This window comes from Deinococcus aquaedulcis (assembly GCF_019693445.1).
GTDB classification, from domain to species: domain Bacteria; phylum Deinococcota; class Deinococci; order Deinococcales; family Deinococcaceae; genus Deinococcus; species Deinococcus aquaedulcis.
This window is the reverse complement of sequence record NZ_JAHRBL010000012.1, coordinates 57,760-81,301: the sequence shown is the minus strand read 5'-3', so window position 1 is coordinate 81,301 and position 23,542 is coordinate 57,760. Positions and strand designations below refer to the sequence as shown.

General features: G+C 67.1%; 22 protein-coding genes. 14 read left to right on the top strand and 8 right to left on the bottom strand.

Annotation, left to right across the window (positions count from 1 at the left end; genetic code table 11):
• Positions 1–144: 144 nt before the first annotated feature.
• Positions 145–2,253, bottom strand: coding sequence for an ABC-F family ATP-binding cassette domain-containing protein (locus KMW22_RS13870; protein ID WP_221090640.1), 2,109 nt, complete (start codon positions 2,251–2,253; stop codon positions 145–147).
• Positions 2,254–2,346: 93 nt separating this feature from the next.
• On the opposite strand from KMW22_RS13870, the gene KMW22_RS13865 reads away from it, so the two are divergent.
• Positions 2,347–2,691: a hypothetical protein gene (locus tag KMW22_RS13865; protein WP_221090639.1), complete on the top strand. Its 345-nt coding sequence runs from the start codon at positions 2,347–2,349 to the stop codon at positions 2,689–2,691.
• A 129-nt stretch (positions 2,692–2,820) separates the two neighbouring features.
• Here KMW22_RS13865 and KMW22_RS13860 read toward each other — a convergent pair whose 3' ends face one another.
• Positions 2,821–4,392, bottom strand: a complete 1,572-nt coding sequence (locus tag KMW22_RS13860; protein WP_328774707.1) for a choice-of-anchor I family protein — start codon at positions 4,390–4,392, stop codon at positions 2,821–2,823.
• Between the two features lie 71 nt (positions 4,393–4,463).
• Here KMW22_RS13860 and trhO point away from each other — a divergent pair, with 71 nt between their 5' ends.
• Complete coding sequence (gene trhO, locus KMW22_RS13855; RefSeq protein ID WP_221090637.1) at positions 4,464–5,357, top strand: oxygen-dependent tRNA uridine(34) hydroxylase TrhO; 894 nt, start codon at positions 4,464–4,466, stop codon at positions 5,355–5,357.
• Positions 5,354–5,947 carry a DUF305 domain-containing protein gene (locus tag KMW22_RS13850; RefSeq protein ID WP_221090636.1) on the top strand — a complete coding sequence of 198 codons (594 nt, stop codon included), beginning with the start codon at positions 5,354–5,356 and terminating at the stop codon, positions 5,945–5,947. The genes trhO and KMW22_RS13850 overlap by 4 nt, the downstream gene beginning before the upstream one ends.
• Positions 5,948–5,954: 7 nt before the next feature.
• Here the strand turns inward: KMW22_RS13850 and KMW22_RS13845 are convergent, their stop codons facing one another.
• Complete coding sequence (locus KMW22_RS13845; protein ID WP_221090635.1) at positions 5,955–7,004, bottom strand: hypothetical protein; 1,050 nt, start codon at positions 7,002–7,004, stop codon at positions 5,955–5,957.
• Positions 7,005–7,119: 115 nt separating this feature from the next.
• Between KMW22_RS13845 and KMW22_RS13840 the strand changes: the two genes are divergently transcribed.
• Positions 7,120–7,653, top strand: coding sequence for a hypothetical protein (locus tag KMW22_RS13840; protein WP_221090634.1), 534 nt, complete (start codon positions 7,120–7,122; stop codon positions 7,651–7,653).
• A 39-nt stretch (positions 7,654–7,692) separates the two neighbouring features.
• Here KMW22_RS13840 and KMW22_RS13835 read toward each other — a convergent pair whose 3' ends face one another.
• A complete protein-coding gene (locus KMW22_RS13835; protein ID WP_221090633.1) occupies positions 7,693–10,821 on the bottom strand; it encodes a DEAD/DEAH box helicase in 3,129 nt (1,042 codons plus the stop codon).
• Between the two features lie 259 nt (positions 10,822–11,080).
• On the opposite strand from KMW22_RS13835, the gene KMW22_RS13830 reads away from it, so the two are divergent.
• Positions 11,081–11,974: a C39 family peptidase gene (locus tag KMW22_RS13830; RefSeq protein ID WP_221090632.1), complete on the top strand. Its 894-nt coding sequence runs from the start codon at positions 11,081–11,083 to the stop codon at positions 11,972–11,974.
• Positions 11,975–12,064: 90 nt separating this feature from the next.
• Here the strand turns inward: KMW22_RS13830 and KMW22_RS13825 are convergent, their stop codons facing one another.
• Positions 12,065–12,445 (bottom strand): MliC family protein, encoded by a 381-nt coding sequence (locus KMW22_RS13825; protein WP_221090631.1) that lies wholly within the window; start codon positions 12,443–12,445, stop codon positions 12,065–12,067.
• Between the two features lie 317 nt (positions 12,446–12,762).
• Between KMW22_RS13825 and KMW22_RS13820 the strand changes: the two genes are divergently transcribed.
• A complete protein-coding gene (locus KMW22_RS13820; RefSeq protein WP_221090630.1) occupies positions 12,763–13,902 on the top strand; it encodes an NAD(P)/FAD-dependent oxidoreductase in 1,140 nt (379 codons plus the stop codon).
• Between the two features lie 126 nt (positions 13,903–14,028).
• Entirely contained in the window at positions 14,029–14,505 is a 477-nt protein-coding gene (locus KMW22_RS13815; protein ID WP_221090629.1) for a hypothetical protein, read from the top strand.
• 218 nt (positions 14,506–14,723) lie between these two features.
• On the opposite strand, the gene KMW22_RS13810 is transcribed toward KMW22_RS13815, so the two are convergent.
• Positions 14,724–15,398 (bottom strand): hypothetical protein, encoded by a 675-nt coding sequence (locus KMW22_RS13810; RefSeq protein WP_221090628.1) that lies wholly within the window; start codon positions 15,396–15,398, stop codon positions 14,724–14,726.
• Between the two features lie 189 nt (positions 15,399–15,587).
• Between KMW22_RS13810 and KMW22_RS13805 the strand changes: the two genes are divergently transcribed.
• Positions 15,588–15,917, top strand: a complete 330-nt coding sequence (locus KMW22_RS13805; protein WP_221090627.1) for a PadR family transcriptional regulator — start codon at positions 15,588–15,590, stop codon at positions 15,915–15,917.
• On the top strand, positions 15,914–17,080 hold the full coding sequence (locus KMW22_RS13800; RefSeq protein WP_221090626.1) for a permease prefix domain 1-containing protein: 1,167 nt from the start codon (positions 15,914–15,916) through the stop codon (positions 17,078–17,080). The genes KMW22_RS13805 and KMW22_RS13800 overlap by 4 nt, the downstream gene beginning before the upstream one ends.
• Here KMW22_RS13800 and KMW22_RS13795 read toward each other — a convergent pair.
• Positions 17,077–17,529 carry a TlpA family protein disulfide reductase gene (locus KMW22_RS13795; protein WP_221090625.1) on the bottom strand — a complete coding sequence of 151 codons (453 nt, stop codon included), beginning with the start codon at positions 17,527–17,529 and terminating at the stop codon, positions 17,077–17,079. The two genes, KMW22_RS13800 and KMW22_RS13795, sit on opposite strands and share 4 nt — an antisense overlap.
• Before the next feature lie 1,499 nt (positions 17,530–19,028).
• Here KMW22_RS13795 and KMW22_RS13790 point away from each other — a divergent pair.
• Both KMW22_RS13790 and KMW22_RS13785 read left to right on the top strand, forming a co-directional pair.
• Complete coding sequence (locus KMW22_RS13790; RefSeq protein ID WP_221090624.1) at positions 19,029–19,673, top strand: hypothetical protein; 645 nt, start codon at positions 19,029–19,031, stop codon at positions 19,671–19,673.
• Between the two features lie 67 nt (positions 19,674–19,740).
• Positions 19,741–20,703 (top strand): helix-turn-helix transcriptional regulator, encoded by a 963-nt coding sequence (locus tag KMW22_RS13785; protein ID WP_221090623.1) that lies wholly within the window; start codon positions 19,741–19,743, stop codon positions 20,701–20,703.
• Between the two features lie 65 nt (positions 20,704–20,768).
• Here the strand turns inward: KMW22_RS13785 and KMW22_RS13780 are convergent, their stop codons facing one another.
• Positions 20,769–21,518 carry a MerR family transcriptional regulator gene (locus KMW22_RS13780; RefSeq protein ID WP_221090622.1) on the bottom strand — a complete coding sequence of 250 codons (750 nt, stop codon included), beginning with the start codon at positions 21,516–21,518 and terminating at the stop codon, positions 20,769–20,771.
• Positions 21,519–21,687: 169 nt separating this feature from the next.
• On the opposite strand from KMW22_RS13780, the gene KMW22_RS13775 reads away from it, so the two are divergent.
• Genes KMW22_RS13775 through KMW22_RS13765 form a run of 3 tightly spaced genes read left to right on the top strand, consistent with a single transcriptional unit; the run spans position 21,688 to position 23,532 of the window.
• Positions 21,688–22,527: an AraC family transcriptional regulator gene (locus KMW22_RS13775; protein ID WP_221090621.1), complete on the top strand. Its 840-nt coding sequence runs from the start codon at positions 21,688–21,690 to the stop codon at positions 22,525–22,527.
• Between the two features lie 10 nt (positions 22,528–22,537).
• On the top strand, positions 22,538–23,239 hold the full coding sequence (locus KMW22_RS13770) for an AzlC family ABC transporter permease (protein WP_221090620.1): 702 nt from the start codon (positions 22,538–22,540) through the stop codon (positions 23,237–23,239).
• Complete coding sequence (locus tag KMW22_RS13765) at positions 23,236–23,532, top strand: AzlD domain-containing protein (protein WP_221090619.1); 297 nt, start codon at positions 23,236–23,238, stop codon at positions 23,530–23,532. The genes KMW22_RS13770 and KMW22_RS13765 overlap by 4 nt, the downstream gene beginning before the upstream one ends.
• Positions 23,533–23,542: the final 10 nt, after the last annotated feature.

The following is a 23,542-nucleotide window of genomic DNA, read 5'->3' as shown; positions in this document are numbered from 1 at the left end:
AAGTATAGCGGAGAGAGCTCAGGACGTCGCCCTTGCCCTTCCGAACAGGCAGAAGGGCGCCGAACAACTTCCCTTCTCAGGGCAACGTCCTTTTTTCGATTTCCTGCTTCGCCCGGTTGATCTGAAGCTCAGCGGCGAGGGCACTCAAGGGCGGCGCACCGGGACCAACCCCAGCCGCTCGAAATACGCGCGGCGGGTCAGCCGCAAACCGTCATCACCCAGTTCCACGCGGCCCACATTCCAGTGCTCAAACAGAATGCGCAGCGTCCCGCCCAGCAGGGCGGCGCCGTACCAAGCGGGCGGCTCGCCGTTCCAGCGCAGGGTGTAGCCGTCCCAGGCAAGGTGCGCGCAGCCCTCGTTGTGCGCAGCCCAGAACATCCCACCCTCCTCGCCAAAGCGCTGCGCCCGCACAGTCAGCGGGGGCTCGCGCACCTGGGCGTCGTACTGGGGGGCTTCCCAGACCTGGGCATACAGGCTATACAGCGTCTGCTGCAGCGCGTGGGCCTGGGCGCGCAGGCGGGCTTCCTCGCGGCCCGTCAGGGTACCGGGGGGGCGGTCCAGTTCGGCGCGGATGGTCCCCAGTTGCGCTTCCAGGACAGGCAGGCGCTGTCGGGGCGTGGGGGGTGGTGGGAGCGGCGGCGGGTCGCCCTGCAAGGTGGCTGCTGGGTCCAGATACTCGCGGCTGCCCCAACCTCCCACCTCGCGCAGCGTTCCGTCCTCGATCAGCCACAGCCGAGTGGCGACCTCGCGGGCAAAGCGGCGGTCGTGGGTCACGATCACCACGGCGCCGCCGTAGCCCTGCACCGCGCCTTCCAGGGCCTGCAGCGCCTCCACGTCTAGGTGATTGGTGGGTTCGTCCAGTAGCAGCAGGTCGGCGCGCAGACCACTGACCAGCGCCAGCCCGGCGCGCGCCCGTTCGCCGCCCGAGAGTTCCTCGGGGAATTTGGGCCAATCGGCCGCCCCAAAGCCGGCGCGGCCCAGCAGGGCGTTGGCCTGCCGGCCAAAGCGGCGCTCGAACTGCGCGTGCAGGCCCTCGCCGGGGGTCAGGCCATGCCATGTCTGGTCCAGGCTGGCCACGGTCACGCCATTCGCCACCCGCAACAGCGGTTCGGGGCCGCGCTCGCCGGTCAGGGGGTCGGCTGTGGGCGGGTCGGGGTGCAGTTCACCCGAGAGCAGGCGCATCAGGGTCGTTTTGCCGGTGCCGTTGGCGCCCATCAGGGCCACGCGGTCCCCCTGGCGCAGGCGAAAGGCGGCGCCCCGCAGCACGGCGCGCTCGCCATAGGTCTTGGACAGGTGCTGCCCCCAGGCCACCAGCGGCGCGCGGGCCGTACCCGAGAGCAGCCGCATGCGAATCTGTCGTTCGGGCAGCGGGGCTTCGGGGACCGCCACCCGTTCGGCACGGGTTTTCAGGGCGCGCGAGCGCCGGCCCCAGCGGTCCAGGGTGTCCACACTGCCCGCCAGCCGCGCCGCTTCCTGCTCGCCCAGTCGGGCCGCGCGGGTCTGGGTGCGCCGTTCCAGGTCGCGCACGGCCCGCGCCCGTGAATAGCCGCCCGGGTAGGGCGCGGCCTCCCCGTCTTCCAGCCACAGACTGCGCGTGGCTACCGCATCCAGAAAATCGCGGTCGTGGCTGGTGAGCACCACGCCGCCCCGGAAGTCGCGCAAGTACCCCTCCAGCCACTCGCGCATGCGGATGTCGAGGTGGTTGGTGGGCTCGTCGAGCAGCAGCAGGTCGGGCTCGCTGGCCAGGGCCAGGGCCAGCGCCAAACGGGTCTTTTCTCCGCCCGACAGCGTGGCGGCCTCGCGGCCCAGAAAGCGCGTGAGGTCCAGCATGCCCAGCACGCGGGCGGCCCGCGCCGGCCAGCGGTAGGCGTCGGCGGCCTGCAGGCGGGCATGCAGCGCGCTCCAGGCAGCGAGCGTTTCGGGGTCGCCCAGGTTGGCTTCCAGGGCCAGGGCTTCGGTTTCCAGGTCGCGGTACGGGTGCGCGGCTTCCAGCAGCGCCCGCACCGTCAGACCGCTGGGGTGGATGTGGTGCTGGGCCAGCACCGCCAGCCGCAGCCCTTCCTCTTGCCAGACCTCGCCGTCCTCGGGGACCAGTTCGCCGGTCAGCACGCGCAGCAGCGTGGTTTTTCCGGCCCCGTTGCGCCCCAGCAGGGCCAGCCGCTCGCCGTCTGCCACGGTCAGCGATACGCCGTCCAGCACGGCCCGCTCGCCGTAGCGCAGCGTGAGGTTGGACGCGGTGAGCAGCGTGGGCACGACGGTCAGGCTAACAGAGCCGCGCAAGCCGGAAATGCGCCGAAACGCGCAGATGCGGCAGCGGCACCACTGAGCGGCCTCTAGACTTCAGGCATGACCAGCGAGGCCGCCACCATCATGTTGGGCTGGCGGTTGACTGTTCTTATTCTGTGCCTGGAGTTGGGCTCTCTGGCACTCAATGTGGCGCTGGGTGTGACCTCGGGACAGACGGATTACCTCAGCGCCGGGCTTTTTGTGGCCACCGCATTGCTGGTCTGGCCGGTATATCAGGGAAAGCTCTGGGCGCGCATTGAGCTGTGTCTTCTCTGGGGAACAGGGGCCATTGAGCTGGCGCTCAGCGGTTTACCCGTCTGGGGAGCATGTTCGTTTTTGCTGGGGCTGGCACTTTTCTTTACGCCGCAGGTGAATGCCTACATGGACTACGCCGCGCAACAGTAAGCCGGAGCAGGGGTGAAAGCCTCAGGCCAAGGCAGAGGAGGAAAAAGCCTCGTTCCCGCCGTCATGTTCACGTCCTGCACCTTTGAAAAAGGGCCGAGGCATCCCGCCCCGGCCCCTCCTTGCTGACGTTTAGCGCGCCGTCAGCGCCATATTTACATTGATCAGGCTCACGCTGCCGGCTGGGTCCACGCTGTAATCGGCGCTGGGTTCGCCCTCGTTCGCCACCAGCAGGAGCTTGCCGTCGGGCGAGAAGGTCAGCATGTCGGGCTGGGCACCCACAGCAATGGCGGGGGCGCGCTCGGTGCCGTCAGGGTTGAGGAAGGCCACCTTGCCCGGGTCGGTCTTGGTGGATGCCTCCACGGCCACCGCCACCACGCCACCCGACACCGCCACGCTGTTGGCACTGCGGCCGTAAGCACTCAGACTGACCGACTTCACGAACCGGGGCTGGGCCACGTCGGCCAGGTTCAGTATGTCCAGGCTGCCTGTGCCCCCATTCACCACGAACAGCTGCTTGCTTCCCTTGTCGTAGGCGCTGATTTCGGCCACACCCTGGTCGTAGGCATAGGGGTTCGCCTGATACCGGCCCGCCAGGGTCAGCTTGCCGCTGTCTTCCACGGCGTACACGGTCACGCTGCCGCTGACCTCGTGGCTGGCCACCAGCAGGGCTTTGCCGCTGGGGCTGTCGGCAGCAGGAATGAACAGCAGCCCTTCGGGGGCGAGGTCGCCCGCCAGGCCGCTTTTCGGGTCGGCGGCCGGCGTCACCGTGTGGCGGTAATCCACGAACGCTGGGGCGGCGGGCGTACTCACGTCCAGCACCATGAGGCCGCCCGTACGCTCCAGGCCCACAAAGGCCAGCGTGCGGCCGGCCACCACACCCGTGGCCACGCCTTCAGGCTCTGGGCCCTTGTTGTCGCTGCGGGTGTCGAAGGTGCTGGCGGTGCCGTTGCTGTTAAAGCTGGAAGCACTCAGCTCGGCGGTTTTGGCTTCAAAGAGGTTGCCGGTGTCGGCCACCAGCCCCAGGTCGGCATTCCAGACGCTCAGGCTGCGGGCACCAAAAGCCACCAGGCGGTCGGCGTCGCCGTCCCCATCGGTGTCGGCGTCGGGCTTGCTGACCACCAGGCGACCCAGCGCGGCGTCGGCTTTCAGCGCGGCCCCGTTGGGAAACGCCGCCGCGTCCAATGTCAGGCCCGAGACCTTCACCTCGTCCAGATAGGCTGCGCCGTAATCACGGGTGTCGCCCTCGTTGGCGGTGAGCAGGTAGGTGCGGCCCCCCACCGAGAGACTGGCGATGGCATCGGGCATGTACGCACCCAGCACCGGCCAGGTCTTCAGGTTGACGCCGCCGTCCCTGTCGCTGGCGTCAAAAGCGTTGGCGGCCAGGGTGTGGTTCTTGTACCCCAGCGATTTCAGGGCCACGATTTCGCCGCGCGTCAGGTCCACGGTGGCAACTGCATTGCTTTCCTGCAGGGTCACATACGCCCGGCGGCTGTCGGCACTCACCGCAATGTATTCGGGTTCGGCGTCCAGCGAGAGCTTCTGGCTCTTACCGGCGCGCAATCCCAACGTGGCCTGCTGGGCATCGTAAGCGGTGAAGTTCAGGGTGGTCAGCAGCGGCAGCTCGGGCGCGGCGGGCGGCACGCAGGCGGACAGCAGGGCCGTGAGGGCAAGGGCGGCAGGCAGCGCGGCAAGTCGGGTCACGCCCCCGAGCATGAGGAGTGGGCATCAGGGCGCTGTCAGCGCGAGGCAGGCCCCGGTATCATGGGTCTTCGATGTCTGCTGTTCCTGCCGCGCCCTTTGTTGTTGCCGCCCTGTACCAGTTCCGCACCGTGCCCGACCCGGCCGCGCTGCAGGGGCGGCTGCTGGCGCTGGGCCAGGAAGAAGGGCTGTGCGGCACGCTGATCGTAGCCCACGAGGGCCTGAATGGCACCGTGGCGGGCAGCCGTAAGGGGATTGACCGCCTGCGCGCCTTCTTGCACGCCGAGGGGTTTGACCGGCTGGAAGACAAGGAATCCCAGGCCACCGAGCGGCCCTTTAAACGCTTCAAGGTGCGCCTGAAAGCGGAAATCGTAACGATGGGCGTGCCGGTGGAACCCACCTCGCAGGCCGGGCAGTACGTGGCGCCCCAGGACTGGAACGCCCTGATTGCCGCGCCGGACGTGGTGGTGATTGACACCCGCAACCGCTACGAGGTGAAGGCCGGCACCTTTGAAGGCGCGGTGAATCCTGACATTGACTCCTTCCGTGAGTTCCCGGCGTGGCTGGACGCCCACGCGCACGAGTTGGCGGGCAAACGCGTGGCGATGTTCTGCACGGGCGGCATTCGCTGCGAGAAAAGCACCAGCCTGCTGCGGGCGCGCGGCTACAGCGACGTGTTTCACTTGCAGGGCGGCATCCTGAAGTATCTGGAGGACGTGCCCGAAGCCGACAGCCGCTGGCAGGGCGAATGCTTTGTGTTCGACGGCCGCGTGACGGTGGGCCACGGCCTGAAGGAAGGCGACACCACCATGTGCCACTCCTGCGGCTGGCCCCTGACCCCCGAGGAACGCGAGCATGGCCACTACGAAGAGGGCGTGAGCTGCGAGCACTGCTTTGAGCAGACCACCGCCGCGCAGAAGGCGGCCTTCCGTGACCGTCAGCGCTTGTACGACGCGCAAGCGACATGAAGCGGCGCGTGGCGCTGGGGGTGCTGGCACTGCTGCTGGGAAGCGGCGGCCTGCTACTCGCCCAGCCCAGACCCGCCGCGCCCACCACCGACAGCCCGGAAGCCCAGTTTGTGCGCCACATGATTGTCCACCACGAGCAGGCGCTGGGGCTGAGCGCGCCCATGCTGAGGCGTTCGGGGGACCGTTCGCTCCGCTCGGTGGCACTGGATATCACGCTGGGGCAGCAAGAACAGTTGCGCCAGATGCGGGCGTGGCTGGCGGGCTGGGGCCTCTCCCCCCGGCCGCGCCCCACCCCAGCGCAGGCGCGCGGCATGGGCATGGCCTCCGTAGACGACATAGAGGCGCTGTCTTTCCTCCCGCTGCCCCAGGCCGAAGCCTCGTTCCTGCGGCTGATGATTCGCCACCACCAGGGCGCGGTGGGCATGAGTGAAGCCCTGCAAGACAGCCCGCAGCCCAATGTGCGCCGTCTGGCCCGGCAGGTGTTGGCTACGCAACAGGGCGAGATCGCCACGATGCAGAGCCTGCTCCGGGCAAGGGGCGAGGTCCAGAAAATGGCCCCAGCGCAGGCTGCACCGGGGCATCAGCACTGAAGGCGGCTCAGCCTTCCGCTGCCTCTGGTGGCAACGGCGCGGGGAAGATCAGGGCGCTCAGGGCCACGCCGCCCAGCCCCGCCATAACCGCCACACCCAGCCACAGTTCCAGGCTCAGGTTGCTGGCGCCCTGGCGCACCCCCTCGCCCAGATACGGCCCCCAGACGACAAACGGCAGCAGAAAGGCGAAGGCCCGCAGCGCCCACACCCGCGTCGCCGAAGGCCGCAGCAGCGCGTGCAGGGCGTCCACCGCCAGCCCGCAGCCCAGCGCCAGCAGGGGCGTGCGCCACTCGCCGGGGCTGAGCATGATACTCATGCCCAGGTTGGTCAGGCCGTACATGATCGCCACGGCGCCAAACGGCAGGGCAAACCGCCGCAGCACCAGCAGCACGGGCGCGGCCATGATGACCGCTGTCAGCAGCACCGCGCTGAGTTCGCCCCGGGTCTGCACAAAGCCCAGGCCCTGCGGCATGGTCAGCAGGCCCCACATGTACATGTGCATAAAGGCGGTCATGGCCAGCAGCGAGGTGGCCGACATGGCCGCCACCCACCGCACCCCACCCGCCGCCGTGCGACTGGCCGGTGAGCGCCACGCCGCGTTCAGGGGCGAGGCCACAATCAGCATGGCGCCCAGAAAGAGCAGCAGGTGGGTGGGCGACAGCAGGGCTTCAATCCCCACCTCAATGCCCAGGACGCTGTGCCATGTCAGGTCGCCCACACCGCCCAGCGCGAAGATGGGCACGCCCAGCGCGGCCAGATGGTAACCCTCGGGAAAGGCGGCCAGCCCCCGGCGCCCCTGACGCCACCCGCGCGAGGCCAGCCACAGACACCAGCCCGCCACCGCCGCAAACCCGCTGTAAAACGCCGCGTGCCAGGGCGTGAAGAAGGTTTCCAGCGATTCCCCAAACCGGTTGTGCGCCCAGCCGTCGGTGAACACACCGCCCAGCAGCCACCACCCCAGCAGGATGGTCAGCAGGTTCTGCCGCGTGGTGGCGCGGTACACGGCGGGGGCAGGGGCCGCTGCCGTCACCGGCACAGAGGGGGGGACGGTGGTCATAGGGAGAGTGTAAGGGGCGAAAGCGGTTCATCCAGTCTGCCCCGGTCAAGTTCGTCCCACGGCACCTGATTCAGCAGCTATGGTCGCCGGGCCCACATGGGCAGGAGGAAAGGCCATGAAAAGAATGTTCGTACTCGCAGCGATTGGTCTCTCAGGTCTGGCGGGGGCGCAAACCTGGGACACGGAAACAGGACAGTTACAACTTACGGGGTGCTATGGCAAGCAGGACGGTGTGTACTGCGATTTTAATTTCACGCTGACCAAAAAGCAGACAGCCCAGTTCGACTGGCGACCAGAGACTTTCAAAATCTTCAAGATGGATGGCACCGCTCAGGATGCGGACAAGGTCGCCTTTATTGACGGTAAGTTCGGTTCAAACTGGAGCAGCACCCACGAAATCTTTGCCGGGATTCCTGTCAAAGTACAGGCTTACTTCAACATTCCCAGCTCCACAACCAGCTTCAGAGCACTCGAAATCGGCGGCAAGCGCGCTGAAAATGTTGCTATTCGCGGCGACACCAACCGCCCCACCACGCCAGCCACCCTGCCCAACGCCTCCGCCATCAGCGGCTTTTCGCTCAACCTGAGTAATTGCCAGCTTCAGGGGCAGAACTACGTCTGCACCGCCACCCTGACGCCCACAAAGTAAGGCGCCTGCTTTTCCCGGCCCGCCCTGTGCGGGCTTTTTTCAGCCAAAGTAGCCCAGCAGGTCGATCAAGGTCCTTGCGTAATCGTCCGGCTTGATGCCCCGCTTCTCCAGCTTCACGCTGGGCGGAAAGGTCTGCACCTCGGTCTTGTGCGGGTAGCGCCTCAAGCCGGGCGCGTCGTAATCCAGGCTCTTGTAGGCAAAGGTGACCTGCAGGTGCGTCATGGTTTCGCCAATGGTCAGCACGCGCTTGGCGGCGGCCGTCAGCCTCAACTTGGCGAGGTCAATAAAGTTCTGCACTTCGGGGCTGGGCGGGCCGTACTTTTTGCGCAGGTCGCGCTCCACACGGGAAATGGCCTGGAGGGTGCGGCTCTCGCTCAGGCGGCCATAGGTGGCAATGCGCGCTTCCTCGTCGCCGTCGAAATACTCGGGGCTCAGGCGGGCGTCGATGGGCAGGTCGATGGCAATGTTGACGGGCGCTTCCATCTTCTCGCCCTTGAGCTTGGCCACCGCTTCGGCCAGCAGTTCGGTGTACACGTCGATGCTGACGGCCTGCACATGCCCGTGCTGCTCCTCGCCCAGAATGTTGCCCACGCCGCGAATTTCCATGTCCTTTTCGGCCAGCAGGTGCCCGGATCCGAGGTCTTGCAGGTCCGCAATGGCCCACAGGCGGCGCTGGGCGTTTTCGGTCATGCGGGGCGGATAGAACAGGTAGGCGTAGGCGGTCTGGGCGCGGCGGCCCACGCGGCCACGCAGCTGGTACAGCTGGGCCAGACCCAGGCGGTCACTGCGCTCAATCAGAATCGTGTTGGCCTCGGGGATGTCCAGGCCGGTTTCCACAATGGTGGTCGCTAGCAGCACGTCAAAGGCGCCCTGCTCAAAGCCCAGCATGATCTCTTCCAGCTCTTCCTCGTTCATGCGCCCGTGCGCCACGCCAATGCGCGCTTCGGGCACGAGGTTGCGCAGGTACAGGCTGCGTGCGCCGATGCTGGCAATGCGGTCATGGATGTAAAAGACCTTGCCGCCCCGTTCAATCTCGCTGAGGATCGCGTCACGCACCGTGATCGGGTCAAAGGGTGCCAGCACCGTCTGAATGGGCTTGCGGCCCTTGGGCGGCGTCTGAATGGAGCTCATGTCGCGCAGGCCCACCATGCTCATGTACAGGGTGCGCGGAATGGGCGTGGCGGACAGGGCCAGCGTGTCCACGGCCTTTACGTCCTCAGGAATCTCGATCTTGCCGTCCTTGGCGGTTTCCGGCAGGCCGCGCAGAGCCCGCAGTTTTTCCTTCTGGCCCACGCCAAAGCGGTGTTCCTCGTCCACGATAATCAGGCCCAGGTCGCGAAATTGCACGTCGCCGCTCAGCAGGCGGTGGGTGCCGATCAGAATGTCCACCTTGCCCTTGGCCGTGTCGGCCAGGATGCTCCTCGCCTGCTGGGGGCTGGTAAAGCGCGACAGGCCCTCCACCCGCACCGGCAGGCCCTTGAACCGCTCCACGAAGGTGGAGGTGTGCTGCTCGGCCAGCAGGGTTGTGGGCACCAGCACCGCCACCTGTTTGCCGTGCCCCACCACGCGGTGCGCGGCGCGCAGGGCCACCTCGGTCTTGCCGAAGCCCACATCGCCCGAAATCAGGCGGTCGGCGGGGTTAGGCTTTTCCAGATCGCGCATGGTTTCTTTCAGCGCGGTTTTCTGGTCGGCGGTCAGCTCGAACTTGAAGTTGGCTTCCACCTGCTCGTCCCATTCGGGCTGCGCGGGGAAGGCGTTACCGGGCGTGACCTGCCGCGCGGCGTACTGCACCAGCAGCTTGGCCGCCACCTCCTCGGCGTTCTTGCGGGCCTTTTCCTTGGCCTTGGCCCAGTCTTTCTTGTCAAAGGAGCTTAGGGTGGGCGGGTCATCCGTGGTACCGGGGTGGCGGCGCAGCACGGGCAGCTGCTCAATAGGCACGCTCAGGCGGGCACCGCCCCGGTAGGTAAGGTTCAGGTAATCGCGTGTGACCCCCAGCACCTTGCGCGTCTCCAGCCCCTCAAACTGCCCGATGCCGTGTTCGGGATGAATCAGGTAGTCACCCACGTGCAGGCCCAGGGCGTCGGTGACGGGCTTGCCGCTCAGGCGCTTGCCGCGCAGCGCGCTGCCGCCCTGGAACCCGTAAATCAGGTCCTCGGTGAGCACCACCGTCTTGTGCTCGGGAATGACGAAGCCGCCCTCGCCCCCAGCGCGCAGGAACCCCAGGCCACCTTCGGCCACGCGGGCGATCTTCAGCCAGGGAATCTCGTGGGTGTTCAGCAGCTTGTCGGCCAGGTACGAGGCGGTGCGGTCGTGGCGCACCAGAATCAGCACCCGGTAGCCTGCCGCGCGCCACTCGTCCACGTCGCGTTCCAGGTCCTTCAAGCGGGCGCGGTAAAAGGGCAGGGTCAGCAGGCCGGTGTCCAGGTCCGGCAGGTCCAGGGGCGAGCGGCCAAAACTGGTGACCTCGCGCCCGGCCAGTTTCGGCCACAGGGTGTCGGTCAACACCCCCAGCGCCGAGGCGTAGAACTCCGGCGAGTCCAGAAACACGCGCCCAGGCAGCAGTTCCAGGCGGGTGGCGTCCCATTTCACTTCTGTCAGGTAGTCGGCGGTGGGTTCCAGGGTGAAGCTCTGGGCTTTTTCGCCGGTCAGCTCGCCGGGCTTCATCAGGCGCAGGGTGTCCAGTTCGTCGCCAAAGAACTCGGCACGCACCCACAGCCCTTCTTCGGCCTCGGCGGGCAGGCCAGAGCCTGCGGCCAGGCGCAGTTCCAGCGTATCGCCCTTGATTTCAAAGCCGGGTTCTTCGCCGCGTTCGTAGCCCAGGCGCTCCAGGCGGTCCAGCAGACTTTCGCGCGGGTAGCTGCTGCCCACTTTCAGGGTCAGGGCGTGGTCCTCGGGGCGCGAGGGAAACAGGTCCAGCGCCGTGTTCACGTCCAGCACCACGTGCTCGTGGCGGGCGTCCCAGTCGCGCAGGCCCGGGTTCACGGTGATGGGGGCGCCCAGCACCCCAGCGGTCACATAGCTGCCCAATCGATCCGGGGTGGTCAGCAGCACCGCTGGGCCAGGAAACGCTGCAAACAGCGCCGCCCGCGCCACCTGCGGCAACAGCAGCAGGTTTCCGGGCGGGGCGGCGGGCAGCAGTTTGGCCAGATTGGGTGCAGCGACAGTCACGGGGGGATTGTACGCGGCGCAGCAAATGCCGGACGCGAGCCAAAAGACTTACGGAAGGGGGCGTGAGCGCAGGGCACAACGGCGGGCAGGGGCGCCGTCACGCGAAGTGATCACGGTTGAATCACGCCCCCACACCCCGCCTGCCTCCGGTTAAAACCGCGCGCCGAACTGCAATCTGGGAAACGGCTCAAGATCCGCCGCAGGCACGCTTCAGCGCACCTGAAGGCAGACTGGCACGCCATTCGCCACACTCCTTAATATGAAACGGCTTGTTCTGGCAACGGCACTGGTGGGCGCTTCCCTGTCAGCCTGTTCCTCAGAGGCTAAAGCCGTCCTGCCGGCCAGCCTCACCCTGACTGGAGTAGGGCACGACGCGCAGAGCCTGAACAACTGCGGCCCCGTCACGGCCAGCATTGTGCTGGGCTACTACGGCCGCAAGGTCACCCAGGCGCAGGCAGCAGCGGCCCTTAAAGACCACAGCAAGGACGTGGAGGTCTCCACGCAGGAGGTGGCTGCCTATCTGGAGCGCAACGGCCTGAAGACCCTGATCCGGTACGCAGGCACGCCTGGGCAGGTGCGTGCGCTGCTGGCGGCCAAAATCCCCGTGGTGGTGCAGCAGCGGCTGAAGGTGGGCGACAATACCGCGCACTTCCGCACGGTGTACGGTTACACGCCGCAGGGCTTTGTCAGCAGCGATTCCCTGCTGGGGCCCAAACTGTCGCTGAGCGAAGGCCGTTTTCTGGAGCTGTGGGACTACTACAACGGCGAGTACCTGGTGGCCTACCCTCCGCAGCGCGAAGCGGAAGTGAAAGCCATTCTGGGCCGGGACTGGGATGAAGCGGCCAACTGGGCCCGGCTGCGCGATGAGATGACAGCCCGCACGCAGAAAGGCACGGCCACTGCGTTCGACTGGTGGGGCCTGGGCCAGGCCCGGCTGGCCCTGGGGCAGGCGCAGGAGGCCGCGCAGGCGTTTGACCGCGCGGTGCAGATTGGGGTGCCGCTGCAGTACCACTGGTACCGGCAGGGCGCCATGCTCGCCTGGAACCGCACCGGGCAGGCAGAGAAAACACGTGAGATTGGGCAGCGCATCCTGGCAAAGCAGCCGGGCATCAAGGAGGTCGAAGCGCTGCTGGCGGCGGCTGACGCGAACTAACCGGGAGCAGCACACGGTAATGGTCAACGCCACGAAGAGGCGCCCCAAGCTCCCTGGGGCGCCTCTTGGCAGCTCGGAGGGAGCTGGGCTTTACCGCGCGGTGGGGGTCTTGCAGCCGGTCAACAGCGTCTTGGTATTCACAGTGCTGTTGCCCGTAAAGGTGCTGAGGGTGGCCTGACCCTGGTGTTCCCACCACTGCAGCCCGCCGCGCGCCCCCGCCGGGCCCGAGAGGCTGGCGTAACGCGCCCCGCTGGCGCTGAGGGCCTGGGCCAGCCCGTGGCGCGCCCCATTCCAGTCCAGCACCGCGAACATGGGCTGCTCGCCGTAGTTCACGTATGACACGCTGAGCTTCTTGCCGCCGTCGCACGTGTAGTGCAGCACGCGGTAAGTCACCTGTACGGGCGGCGTGGCTGCCAGGGCAGGCGTCAGCAGACCGAGAGTAGCGAGGAGGCGGGCCAGCAAGGCTTTCATGGGGGCCACCCTACCCAGCCCCCATGAAGGCTGGGCAAGGGTGCCGTGAGCCGGCGCGCAGTGGTAGCGTGAATCCATGATGGCTGGCCAGCCCTGCGTGCGGAGCGCGGTGATGTGTGGCGCGGCCCACCGACAGGTGCGGGCAGGAGGTGAACCATTGCTATAGGCAAGAGCCCTGGCAGGCGCACTGCAGATGACCGATTTGGTGTAGCATGGACACTGTTGCCGTGTGAAAGCCAGTGGCTTCCAGCGGCGTTTGCGAGGGCGTGGCCCATGAATGCCACAGAACTCGTGAATTCGTTCACAGGAGCAAAGACATGAAGACCCTCATCCTCGGAGCTGGTTACGCCGGCCTGGCCGTTGCCACCAAACTGAAGCCCACCCCTGGCCTGGAAGCCCTGATGGTGGAGCAAAATGCCTACCACACCTTTGAAACCCGCCTGCACGAGGCGGCGGCCCACAACACCCGCGTGACCCTGCCCCTGACCCCGCTGCTGCGCGGCACCGGCGTGGCGCTGGAACAGGCCCAGGTGGAACACGTGGCCCTAGACGACAAGGAAGTGCGCCTGAAAGACGGCCGCGTGCTCACCTACGACACCCTGGTGGTGGCGCTGGGTTCGGTCACGAACTTCTACCGCATTCCGGGTCTGGCGGAAAACGCCGCCGAGCTCAAGCAGCTCAGCGACGCCGACGAGATCTTTAACTTCGTCAACCGCGCGTTTTCCAGCGACTACCAGGGCAACCGCGACATCGTGGTGGGCGGCGCTGGCCTGACCGGCGTGGAACTGGTGACCGAACTGGCCCAGCGCGCCCAGCTGCTGAGCAAGGAGCGCGGCCTACCGCCCTTCAACATCTACCTCGTGGAAGCCGGGCCCAAGATTCTGCCCATTCTGGACGAGGGCCTGCGGGCCAAGGCGCAGAAAACGCTCGAGGAGTACGGCATTCACATCCTGGTGGGCCACCGCCTGATGCAGGCCACCGCCGACACCGTGACCGTCCAGACCGCCAGCGGCGAGCAGAAGATCATCGAAGCGGGCAAGATCATCTGGACCGGCGGGATTCAGGCGCGCGACATCGTGAGCGGCAGCAAGCTGGAGAAGGGCCCCGGTGGCCGCATCGCCGTGGACGACAAGTTGCGCGCCAAGGGCTACCCCGAGGTGTTCGTGATTGGCGACATGGGCCTCGCGCTGAACCAGGACGGCAAGCCGGTGCCCACCACCGCCCAGCACGCCGGGCAGCAGGGCCGCCTGACTGGCAAGAACATCCTGCGTATGGTGCGCGGCGAGGAGCTGGAGCCCTATGAGCCCACCACCCTGGGCGAGTTCGTCAGCCTGGGCGGCCTGATGGCTGTGGGCTGGATGAAGCTGCCCTGGAACCAGAAGCTGGCCATTACGGGCGGGATTGCCCACGTGATGAAGCGGGCCAGCGAGTGGCGCTGGCGCGCCAGCATTGATTAACGCCTGCATGCGCCTTTAGACCCCTGCCCTCCGGCGGGGGTTTTTTTGATCCCTCCCCTGAGCCATGTGGCCTAGCGGCGCGCATCTGCGGCCCCAGCGCCACTGACCGCTCCCTACACTTGGGGCATGTTCCGACCCTGGATGCTTTTGGCCCTGAGTGCGCTGCTGTGCAGCTGCCAGGGCACGTTCGACGCCCACAACGCGCGCCGCGCCGAGAAACTGAAGCAGGACAACGCCCTGTATTACCGCACCCAGTGCATTGAAGCCCTGGAACGCACCCGCGCCGTTTCCGCCACACAGGCCCTGCCGGCCGGGCTGAACGGCCAGACCTGCGCCTCGCCGCTGCTGGGCGACTACGCGCTGGGCGCCGAGCTGACGTCCACCGTCAAGACCAGCCGCATCACCCTGGACCCGCAGCGCCTCAGCGACTACACGCTGGTGGTGACCAGTCTCAGTGGCCAGACCTACGACTACGTGGACCGGGGCGACGCCGAAGCGGCGGCGGAGCAGGCCGGCACCTTTGAGGTGAACCCGGCAGACGTGGTCACCCCCGCCGAGGCGGGCGAGGCCAGCGACCCCACCGTAGACGAAACGAGCCCGTAACTGGAGAGAGTCCACTTGAGGGCTGCTCAGGGGAGAACCCCGGGTGGCCCTCAGGTCTCTCAAGCAAACGAAGGATGGAGGCGGCACGGTGAGGGTGAAAAGACAACCGTGGCCGCAGCGTGGAACCGGCCGCCGCGTCAGAGGGATGGGTGGCCGTCCACCTTCGGCCCATTGCCTCTGCGAACCAAAACCTGCTTCTCCAAGAACACATCACCGCTTTAAGCTTCCTCTCCTACGCCCCACGGAAAGCCCCAGGGGGCGGCGTGGGCGCGGGCGTCCACGGTGGCGGCGTCGTGGGTGCGCACTGGCAGGGGAAAGTCCCCCGGGCCCACTGGCACCCGCAGCAGGGGCGCGGTGCCCTGCGGGCTGACCCAGTGGGGTTCGCGCACGCGCCCCAGGCCCGGCCAGTCGTAAGGCGGCATGGGCTCAAAGCCGGTGCGGGGCAATACGTACACCCAGCCGGGCACCAGCAACCCGGGCCCGCAGAACTGCAGCGGCCTGCGCGGCGCCAGCGACAGAAAATACCCGGTGGGCGACCAGTCGCCGCCCTGCCGCACCTGCACCGCCATGTTCAGCATGCGTGCCGTGCGCACCCGGTCGCGTAGGGCGTACATCATGGCCCACAACCCATCCGAGGCCGCAAACACGCCCGTGCGTTTGCTGAACTCATCGGCACTGAGGTCGTGGGGCGTTCGGGGCTCAAAGTGGGTGATGTTCGGCTGCGAAGAGCCATGCAGCAGGAAACCCTGGCCGGCCAGCCACTGCAGGAAGAGCCAGCGCGCGACCCCGGCAGGCAACAGGTCTGGGTCGCGGGCGGCCCAGGCCGCCTCGAACGCCGCATAGGCCGAGGCCGACAAAGGAGCCTGTGGCGCGAGGGAAAATGCGGGCAGCATGGGTGCAGCCTGCCACAGCTGAACCGCCCACACATCCGCCGTCTACTCCATAGACAGACTGGGCTTGACAATCCTCCTACCCAGGCGGACTATGTAGGCAGACAAGGCTTTGTTGGGACGGCAGCCGTGTGGGACGCCACACGGTCAACGTCCACCCCTCCCCCACTCTCCCCTTTTCCTGGAGCGCCCATGAACCCCGATCTGCTGCGCGGCAACCTTGACCTGATTCTGCTGACCCTGCTGGAGCCCCAGCCGCTGTACGGCTTTGCCATCATCCAGGCGGCCCGGGAGCGCACCGAGGGGTACTTTGATTTCAAGGAAGGGAGCCTGTATCCGGCCCTGCACCGCCTGGAGGCCGAGGGCCTGCTGGCCGCGCAGCCCGGTGAGGTAGGCCGCAACGGCAAACCGCGCAAGTACTACGCCGTCACCGATAAGGGGCGGCAGGTGCTGCAGGCCAAGCGCCAGGAATTCAGTGCCTTTACCGACGCGGTGGCCCGCCTGGGCCGGAGCGGTACGTGACCGCCTCCGCCTACACGTGCGCCCCGGCCCTGGACGCCTACCTGCGCCGCGCCACCTGGGGGCTGCCTGAACAGCGCCGCCAGGAACTGTGGGACGAGTTGGAAGAACATGTCCTGACCCGCACCGACCACCTGCTGCTTTCTGGCCTTTCTCCTCAAGACGCCCTGACCCAGGCCCTGCGCGAACTGGGTGCCCCCAGCCGCGTGACCCTGGGCATGGCCAAGGTGTATTCCATGCCTAAACTCTTTCTTGCCGCCACCACCGCCGCCCTGGGCCTGAGCGCCACGCTGTACGCCCTGGCGGGTGGGCGTGAAATGACCTTTACACTGCCCGTTCTGACCCAGCAGCCGGTAAAACCCTCCTGTGTTCGGGGGACAGTGCCCACATCGACCGGCCTCACCATCGTTAGCCAACAGGGTGGGGTGACGTGCTACACCTTCAATGACGCCAATGCCTACAAGGGCGTGTTCCTGAGCGGCACTGACCTGCAGCAAGCCATCAACGCTCAGGGGGGCAAGGCGACCCTGCAAGGTGCGCGCCTGTCCATTGACCTGCCTGGCCTAACCACGGGCGGCGGCGATCTCAACGCCATGTTCACCAAGGACGGTACGCCCTATTACGATGCGGCTATGGTCGTCGGAACCCTCAGCACGCCTCTGACCATCACGCTCAAGGGTTTCAAGGCGCCGCAGGTTCAGATTGGCAATCTCAAGCTGCAACTGGGACAACCGGGCACCAACGTGGGCCGGGCGTTTTACAATCCGCTGGCACTTCATCTCGTCAGCCGGTTGCTCCCTCGGGAGCAGGCGACACCACTCAGGATGGTTTCAGGTGGGTGGTTCGCGGCAGCGCCAGGAGAAACCCCGCAGGGCCCTGCCCACACCATTCAGACAGGACTTCCTGAAGGCGAAGTCGTGATGCTCGTGACCAAGCAAGCCGGGAATACCTTCATGGCGGATACCGCCGAGGTCAAGGCTGGGGGGAGCGTCAGCCTGAAAAGCGAAGCTGAAAACCTCCGCTTCGTGACTGATCCGGCTCAACTGGGGCCGTACGCGAGTGGGGGCCATATCAATGCCTTACTGCTCCGCCTGAGCAACACGCCGCTGAACGAGCTGCCCTCGGCCATCTTTCTGCCCAAGCAGACGACCAGCAGCGCCCGCTAACCCCCTTCGCGCCCGGACCATTCTTCCAGCAGGTACTGGAGTCTGGTCTGGGCGTTTTCCTGGCTGCCGTACACGCTGCGCAGCAGTTCGCCTCCCGGCGCAAAGGCCAGCCAGTGCGGCGTGCCTTCGGTCTGCCATGCGCGGGCGAGGTCGCCGCTGAGGTCCAGGGCCACTGGAAAGGGCAATTTGGCGAAATCGCGTGCGAATTTGACCAGCGTGGGCTCAACCGCCTCACGCGGCAGCAGGCGGTGGCCAAAGCTGGTGTGCACCGCCAGCAACTGCACCTGCGCCCCGAACTCGGTGTGCAGGCGCTTCAGGAACGGAATACCGCGTGAGACGCAGCCCGGGCATTCCAGATTGAATGTCATCACGAGGCCCGGCCGGGTCCACTCGACCGGTGCGGGCACGGCGTGGCCATGTACGAAGTCGAGCGGAGCGGGCCAGTCCATACCCGAACCCTACCGCGTACGACGCTCTGAAGGCATGAACGCCAAGGCAGCCGGCGCAATCCTGAACTGAGCCACCTGGCGCAGGTTCGCGTCAACTTCACTTGCTCCTTCCGGCTTAGCCCCCTGTGCAGATGGCCAGCCGCACCTCTAAGCTAATTCTGTCATTTGCGTAATAGGTAACATTGTTCTATAATTTACATATCCGCGATCTATGGATCGGCGGGCCTGTGCCGCGTGCCCGAGTTGGGCTCTCTTTCCTGGCACTTCTGAACAGCTCCACCCAGAACCAGCGTTCCAGCGTGCGCTGACGCCCACATCGTCGCCACTGACGAGGGCGCCTGCCATGTGGGCGTGACGACCTCCCCTGTTCTGCCCAACCTATGGGCAGCCTCTCCACCAGTAGAGGTTATTATGTTATTTACGTATTTTGCTCAATTGGTAAAGTTATGGTTCGCGCCCGAAGTTGCGGATGGTGAGCCAGGTAACTGGGAACCGACCTGAAGCTTGCCGATTCCCTTTGGAACGGCCGTTGCTCAGTCATTTATCCTCACGCTGTGTCCACGCCTGACATTGCCTATCTTCGAACTCTCCTCGCTCAAGGCGAAAAGGAGTTTCTGGCCTGTCAACTTATCCAGCGCTGCAGAGTCGTCGTCTCCAAAGACGAGACGCTTGTACTGCGTAAGTTTGTCTCAGATGTGCCCCACAACTGGCGCACGGAGGGGACATGGCCGCTTGCTCTGGCCTGGGTTGGACTTAGAGCGGTTGACTCCAGTTTGATTCAAGAAGCGCTGGCCAATGGCCTTGATGCACATGTAGATTTCTTCCATGGCGTCTTGGCTGGGCGACGCAGTGAAACTCAACGTGCTGCCGAATTGGCAGCAGCAGAGTGTTCTGGGCAGGATCCCACACTTCGCGCTATCGCTCTACAACTCACTGCTGTGGCCGCTTGGGAGCGTCAGGATTCAGATTGGGAAGCAGCCTTCCACCGCGCGATTGAAGGGGCGATAGGACGCGACCGGGGTATTGCACGGTGCCGCTATGCAGGTGCTCTAAGTAGGCTCCCTGGCCGCGCCAAGTCGGAGTACATCAGGGCATTACCAGATTTACGCAGTGACCATTACAGCATCAGCGAGATCTGGAACCGCGTCGCGTATATCGATCTTCACGCCGGACAGTACAAAGACGCAGCCCACGCCTTTGATCGCGCGCTGGAAGCTTCTTTACGTCAGAAGGAACGGCGATCCGACGGGGTTATCTATGTCGGTATGGGCACTGTCTTCAGTGCGCTGGGCGCTTATCCCCGTGCCCTTCATCAATTCAGGAAAGGCCTAGGCCAAGGCGCCAGCATCAGCCAGCACTACGAGATGCGGATCTCTATCACGTCGACGCTGGCGGCGATGGGTTTGCGGGCAGAAGCACTGGAGGAAGCCACCCTAATGGCCGCTGAGGTGACTGAGGCAGCTACGGAGCCCCAGCCATGTCTCTCGATCCTGGCCGCTATGCGCCTGCTTAACGGCGACGTGCTCGGCGCTGAAGAAGCGCTGGCTCAAGCACCTATTTACAACGATGTTGACCGCCTGCGCTGGCACGTCGTGCGCGCTGAACTGGACCGCCGGGCCGGGGACGTGGCCGGGGCGCAGCAGGCCATGGATCAGGTCAACGGTGAGCTGATGCGGCACATGCGCACGTTGGGCCGCCTGTTCCCCGAGGTCTACGCCCTGCGCGGCGTGGCGATCGAAACGCCGCCGTGGACCGTGCGCTGCAGCCTGGCCGGGCCCGTGCGCATCTGGATGTACGACATCGAGTTGCAGCTCCGCTCCACCCGCCCCGCTGCCGGGTTGCTAGCGCTGCTGGTCACGCACGGCGGCCGGGTCTCGCGCGAGCGGGCGCTGGACGCCCTGGACCTGCCCGGGCGCACGCCGGATGCCCGCCGCAAGGCCCTCAGCGCCGCTGTGGCCGAACTGCGCGAGGTGCTGGGCTGGCCGGAATCGGTGGCCGTGCAGGGGGGCGTGCTGGCCCTCAGCGAAGAACCGGTGTGGCTGGAGCCGGACTACCCGGCTCCAGGGCGCGAGGACCTGTTCTGCGAGGGCCGCTACGACCCCTGGGTGCTGGAGTGGCGATCTGAGCGCCTGGTACTCAACTAAGACGACAGGAGAATCGTTTCTCAAAAACACGGACGTTTTGTGGACACCGGCTGGGCACAGTGAAGGTATGTCGGTGCCCCTCTCGCCACACGATGCATTGCCGCTCACCGAGCAGCTGTTCTACCTTTCGCGGCGGCTGCGCACAGCCCCCAGGTCGGTTGAAGACCTGGCGGTCGCCACCGGCCAATCGCCCGAGACCACGCAAGCCCAGCTAGAAGTGCTGCAGACCCTGGAACCCACCCTGCAGGTACTGCCGGGCACGCCGCCGCTGTACGTGATCACCGGGGACTGGACGGCCGCCGAGCGCCTGACCCTGCGCCGGGGCCTGGGCGCCCTGGCCGAACGCGGCGCTGAACCCACCGCGCCGCTGCGCGAGCTGGCCGCGCGCCTGAGTGCCCCGCTGCCCGCCCACGTACAGGCGGCGCTGCCCCCGCTGGCCGCTCCCGCCCAGCAGCCTCTGCACCTGGCCGAGGTGCTGCCGCTGGTCACCCAGGCATGGCTAGACGGCCGGGGCCTGCGCTTTGACTACCTGCGGCCGGGCCGCGCCCACTCGCGGCGGCGCGTTACGCTGCAACCCGTGCTGGTGCATGCGCACCCGGTCACGCTGGAGCCGCTTCTGACGGGCCGCGAGACCACCGGGCGCCGCGCGCAGCGCACCTTTCGCCTGGGCCGCATGCTGGGGGTGACGGTGCTGGAGGCTGCCCCCGCTTCGGCGCCTGTACCGGCCCCGCCCACCCTGCAGGGCCCAGGCCTCACCGCGCAGCTGCGTTTTGTGGGGCGGGCCCGTCTGCAGGTGCTCGAAGGCCGCTTTGCCCACCTGAGTGAGCCTCTGATTCACCCCGACGGCAGCGTGGAGGTTACCCTGCAGGCGCCGGCCGGCAGCCGCAGCGTGCTGCCCTGGCTGCTGAGCTGGGGCGCTGGTGTGCAGGTGCTGGGCCCCGCGCCCCTGCGCGAGCAGTGGCAGACCGAGCTGCGTGCCGCGCTGGCCGCTGCCGAAGCTGTGCCGACAGCCGACGCTGGGGCTGCCTGAGAGGCCACCCGTCAGGCCAAAGGGGCCCGCACAGCATCTATCCGTGCGGGCCTTCCTGACTGGCTTTAGTCCTGGGCCTCCTGCGCGTCGGCCCAGGCGGTCACAGCCGCGCTCTGGTAGGCGGCCAGCCCCGGACGGGCCTGATCAATGGTGCGGGTAAAGCGCTCGTCCTGCACCCACATCTGGGCCAGGCCGCGCATCATGGCGGGGGGGGCGTCGTAGTAGCGACTGTGGATATGAGCGTGGTGCTGGGCGGCCACCGCCTGCGCCTGCGGGCTCTGGGGCGCCGCGCCCGCGTCCATCAGGGCCACGTACTGGTCATTGATGCCCTGCATCTCGGCCTTGATCACTTCCCAGTCGGCCCGGGTGTAGCGGCCCGTGCGGGCCTTGCTCTGGCGGTAGGCGTCGGTCTCGCCCCAGCGGGCCTGGACCTCGGGTTCGTACTGTTCGGGATCGAAGCCGTCAAACACGGCCTTCACGTCTTCGTTGCTCATGGGTGCTCCTGGGGTGTTCAGCATCGCCTGAACGGCGTCAATGGTGGCCTGGGTGCGCCGCTGCCCTTCTTGCAGCAGCAGCAGTTGCGTCTCCAGGGCGCGGCGCTGCTCGGCGGGTGGGGCGTCCAGCAGGCGCGTGACCTCGGCCAGGGGAAAGCCCAGCTGGCGGTAGGTCAGCGCGGCGCGCAGCCGGGCCAGATCGGCGGGGGTATACAGGCGGTAATTGCCCTCGCTGCGCTCGCTGGGGCGCAGCAGCCCAATCTCGTCGTAGTGGTGCAGGGTGCGCACGCTGATGCGGGTCAGCCCCGAAACCTCGCCCACGGTCCAGCGGGGGTTTTGTGTGGGGTCCAGTGGCCCTCACCTCCTTTCTGTGGGCAGCGTAGGCCCTGACGCCGCGTGAGGGTCAAGGGGGGCCGGACAAAAGTGGCACAGTGAGGGGCATGGTGAGTGGTCTGTCTCCGGCGCCCGGCCCACGCCTGGAGGGGCAGGCATGACCGCCCCCAGAGAGCACGCCGAATTTCTGCGACCCGCTGGCCTCGTGGGCGTGGAGGTGCTGCGGGCGCACTTCATCACCCACGCGTACCTGCCGCACGCCCACGACACGCTGGCCGTGGCCCTTATTGATCAGGGCGCCGAGCGATACCGCTACCGGGGCGAGGCGCTGATCGCCACCGCCGGACAGGTGGCGGTGGTGGTGCCCGGCGAGGTGCATACCGGCGCAGCCGCTACCCCCGAAGGCTGGCGCTACCGCGTGGCCTACCTGGACGCCGCGTGGCTGCCGCCCGAGGTATACACCCACGGCTTTCGCGCCCCCGTGCTCAGCGACCCCGAACTGAGGGCCGCGTGGCAGACCGCCCACGCGGCGCTGACTGCCCCTAGCGCCACGTCCCTGGGCCGCGAAACGCTGCTGCGCGGGGCCCTGGACCTGCTATTGACGCGCTGGGGTGGGGCCAACTGGCAACCCCTGCGCGCCGACCCTGCCGCCGTGCGCGACACCCGCGCCTATCTGGACGCCCACCCGGATACCAACCTGAACCTTTCGGCGCTGGCCGCGCGGGTGGGCCTGAGCCCCTCGCACCTATCGCGGTCCTTCCGCGAGGTGGTGGGCGCGCCGCCCCACGCCTACCTGCTGGGGGTCCGGGCCGCGCGGGCCCGCGACCTGCTGCGCGCCGGGCAGGCGATCAGCGCCGTCGCCCTTGAACTGGGATTTGCCGATCAGGCCCACCTGACCCGGGTATTTCGCCGGGTCATGGGGGTGCCCCCTGGGGCCTACCTGCGCGCGCCGCGCCACAGCAGCATTGTTCAAGACAGAGACCCTGGCAGGCGCTAGTGTCACGCGCATGACCGCGTTCTGGCAAGGCTTTCGCCTTCTTCTTCCGCTGTGGCCGGGGATGATTCCCTTTGCGGTGGCCTATGCGGTCACGGCGCGCGGCGCGGGCCTGAGCCTGTGGGACACCTGCCTCATGAGCCTGACCGTGTTTGCCGGGGCCAGTCAGTTTGCGGCGGCCGGGCAGTTCGTGGGGGGCCAGTTGCCGCTGGCGCCCGCCCTGGCGCTGGTGGGGACCACCTTCTTGCTGAACGTGCGGCACCTGCTGTACGGCCTGAGCCTGTCGCGCACCCTGCCCCTGCGCGGGGCCCAGCGCGCCGTGGCCGCCCAGTTCCTGACCGATGAAGCGTTCGGCATGGTCACGGTGGCGGGCCAGCAGGGCGCCGCGCTGGGGTTTGCCTTCCTGCTGGGCGCCGAGCTGAGCCTGTACGTGGTGTGGAACGCCTCAACGCTGCTCGGCGCGCTGGCCGGGCAGGTGCTTCCCTCGCCGGCCGCGCTGGGGGTGGGCGTGATTTTCCCGCTGGCCTTTCTGGGGCTGCTGGTGCCGCTGCTGGGCAGCCGACACGCGGGCGTGGTGGCGCTGGCCGCCGGGCTGGGGGCCTGGGCGCTCTCGGGGCGGGTGCCGGGGGGCGTGCTGATTCTGGCAGTGGGGGTGGGCGGGGCGCTGCTGGGGGCGTGGCTGACCACCCGCCGCGCGGACGGGGCCACCGCATGAGCGCCTGGGCCGTCATCCTGCTGATGTGGGCCGTGACCTACCCGCCGCGCCTGCTGGGCCTCATGCTGGGCCGCGTGCAGTTGCCGCCCTTCTGGCAGGCCTTTCTGCGCTTTGTGCCCGTCAGCGTGTTTGCCGCGCTGATCGTGCCCGAGGTGCTGGGCAGTCCCGAGTGGGCGCGACGACTGGTGGGCGTGGGCACAGCGGGGCTGCTGTATGCACGCGGGGTGGGGCTGGCCCCGGGGCTGCTGGCAGGCTTCGGGGCCTACTGGGCCGCGCGGCTGGCCGGGCTGTAGCCGCGTCCCT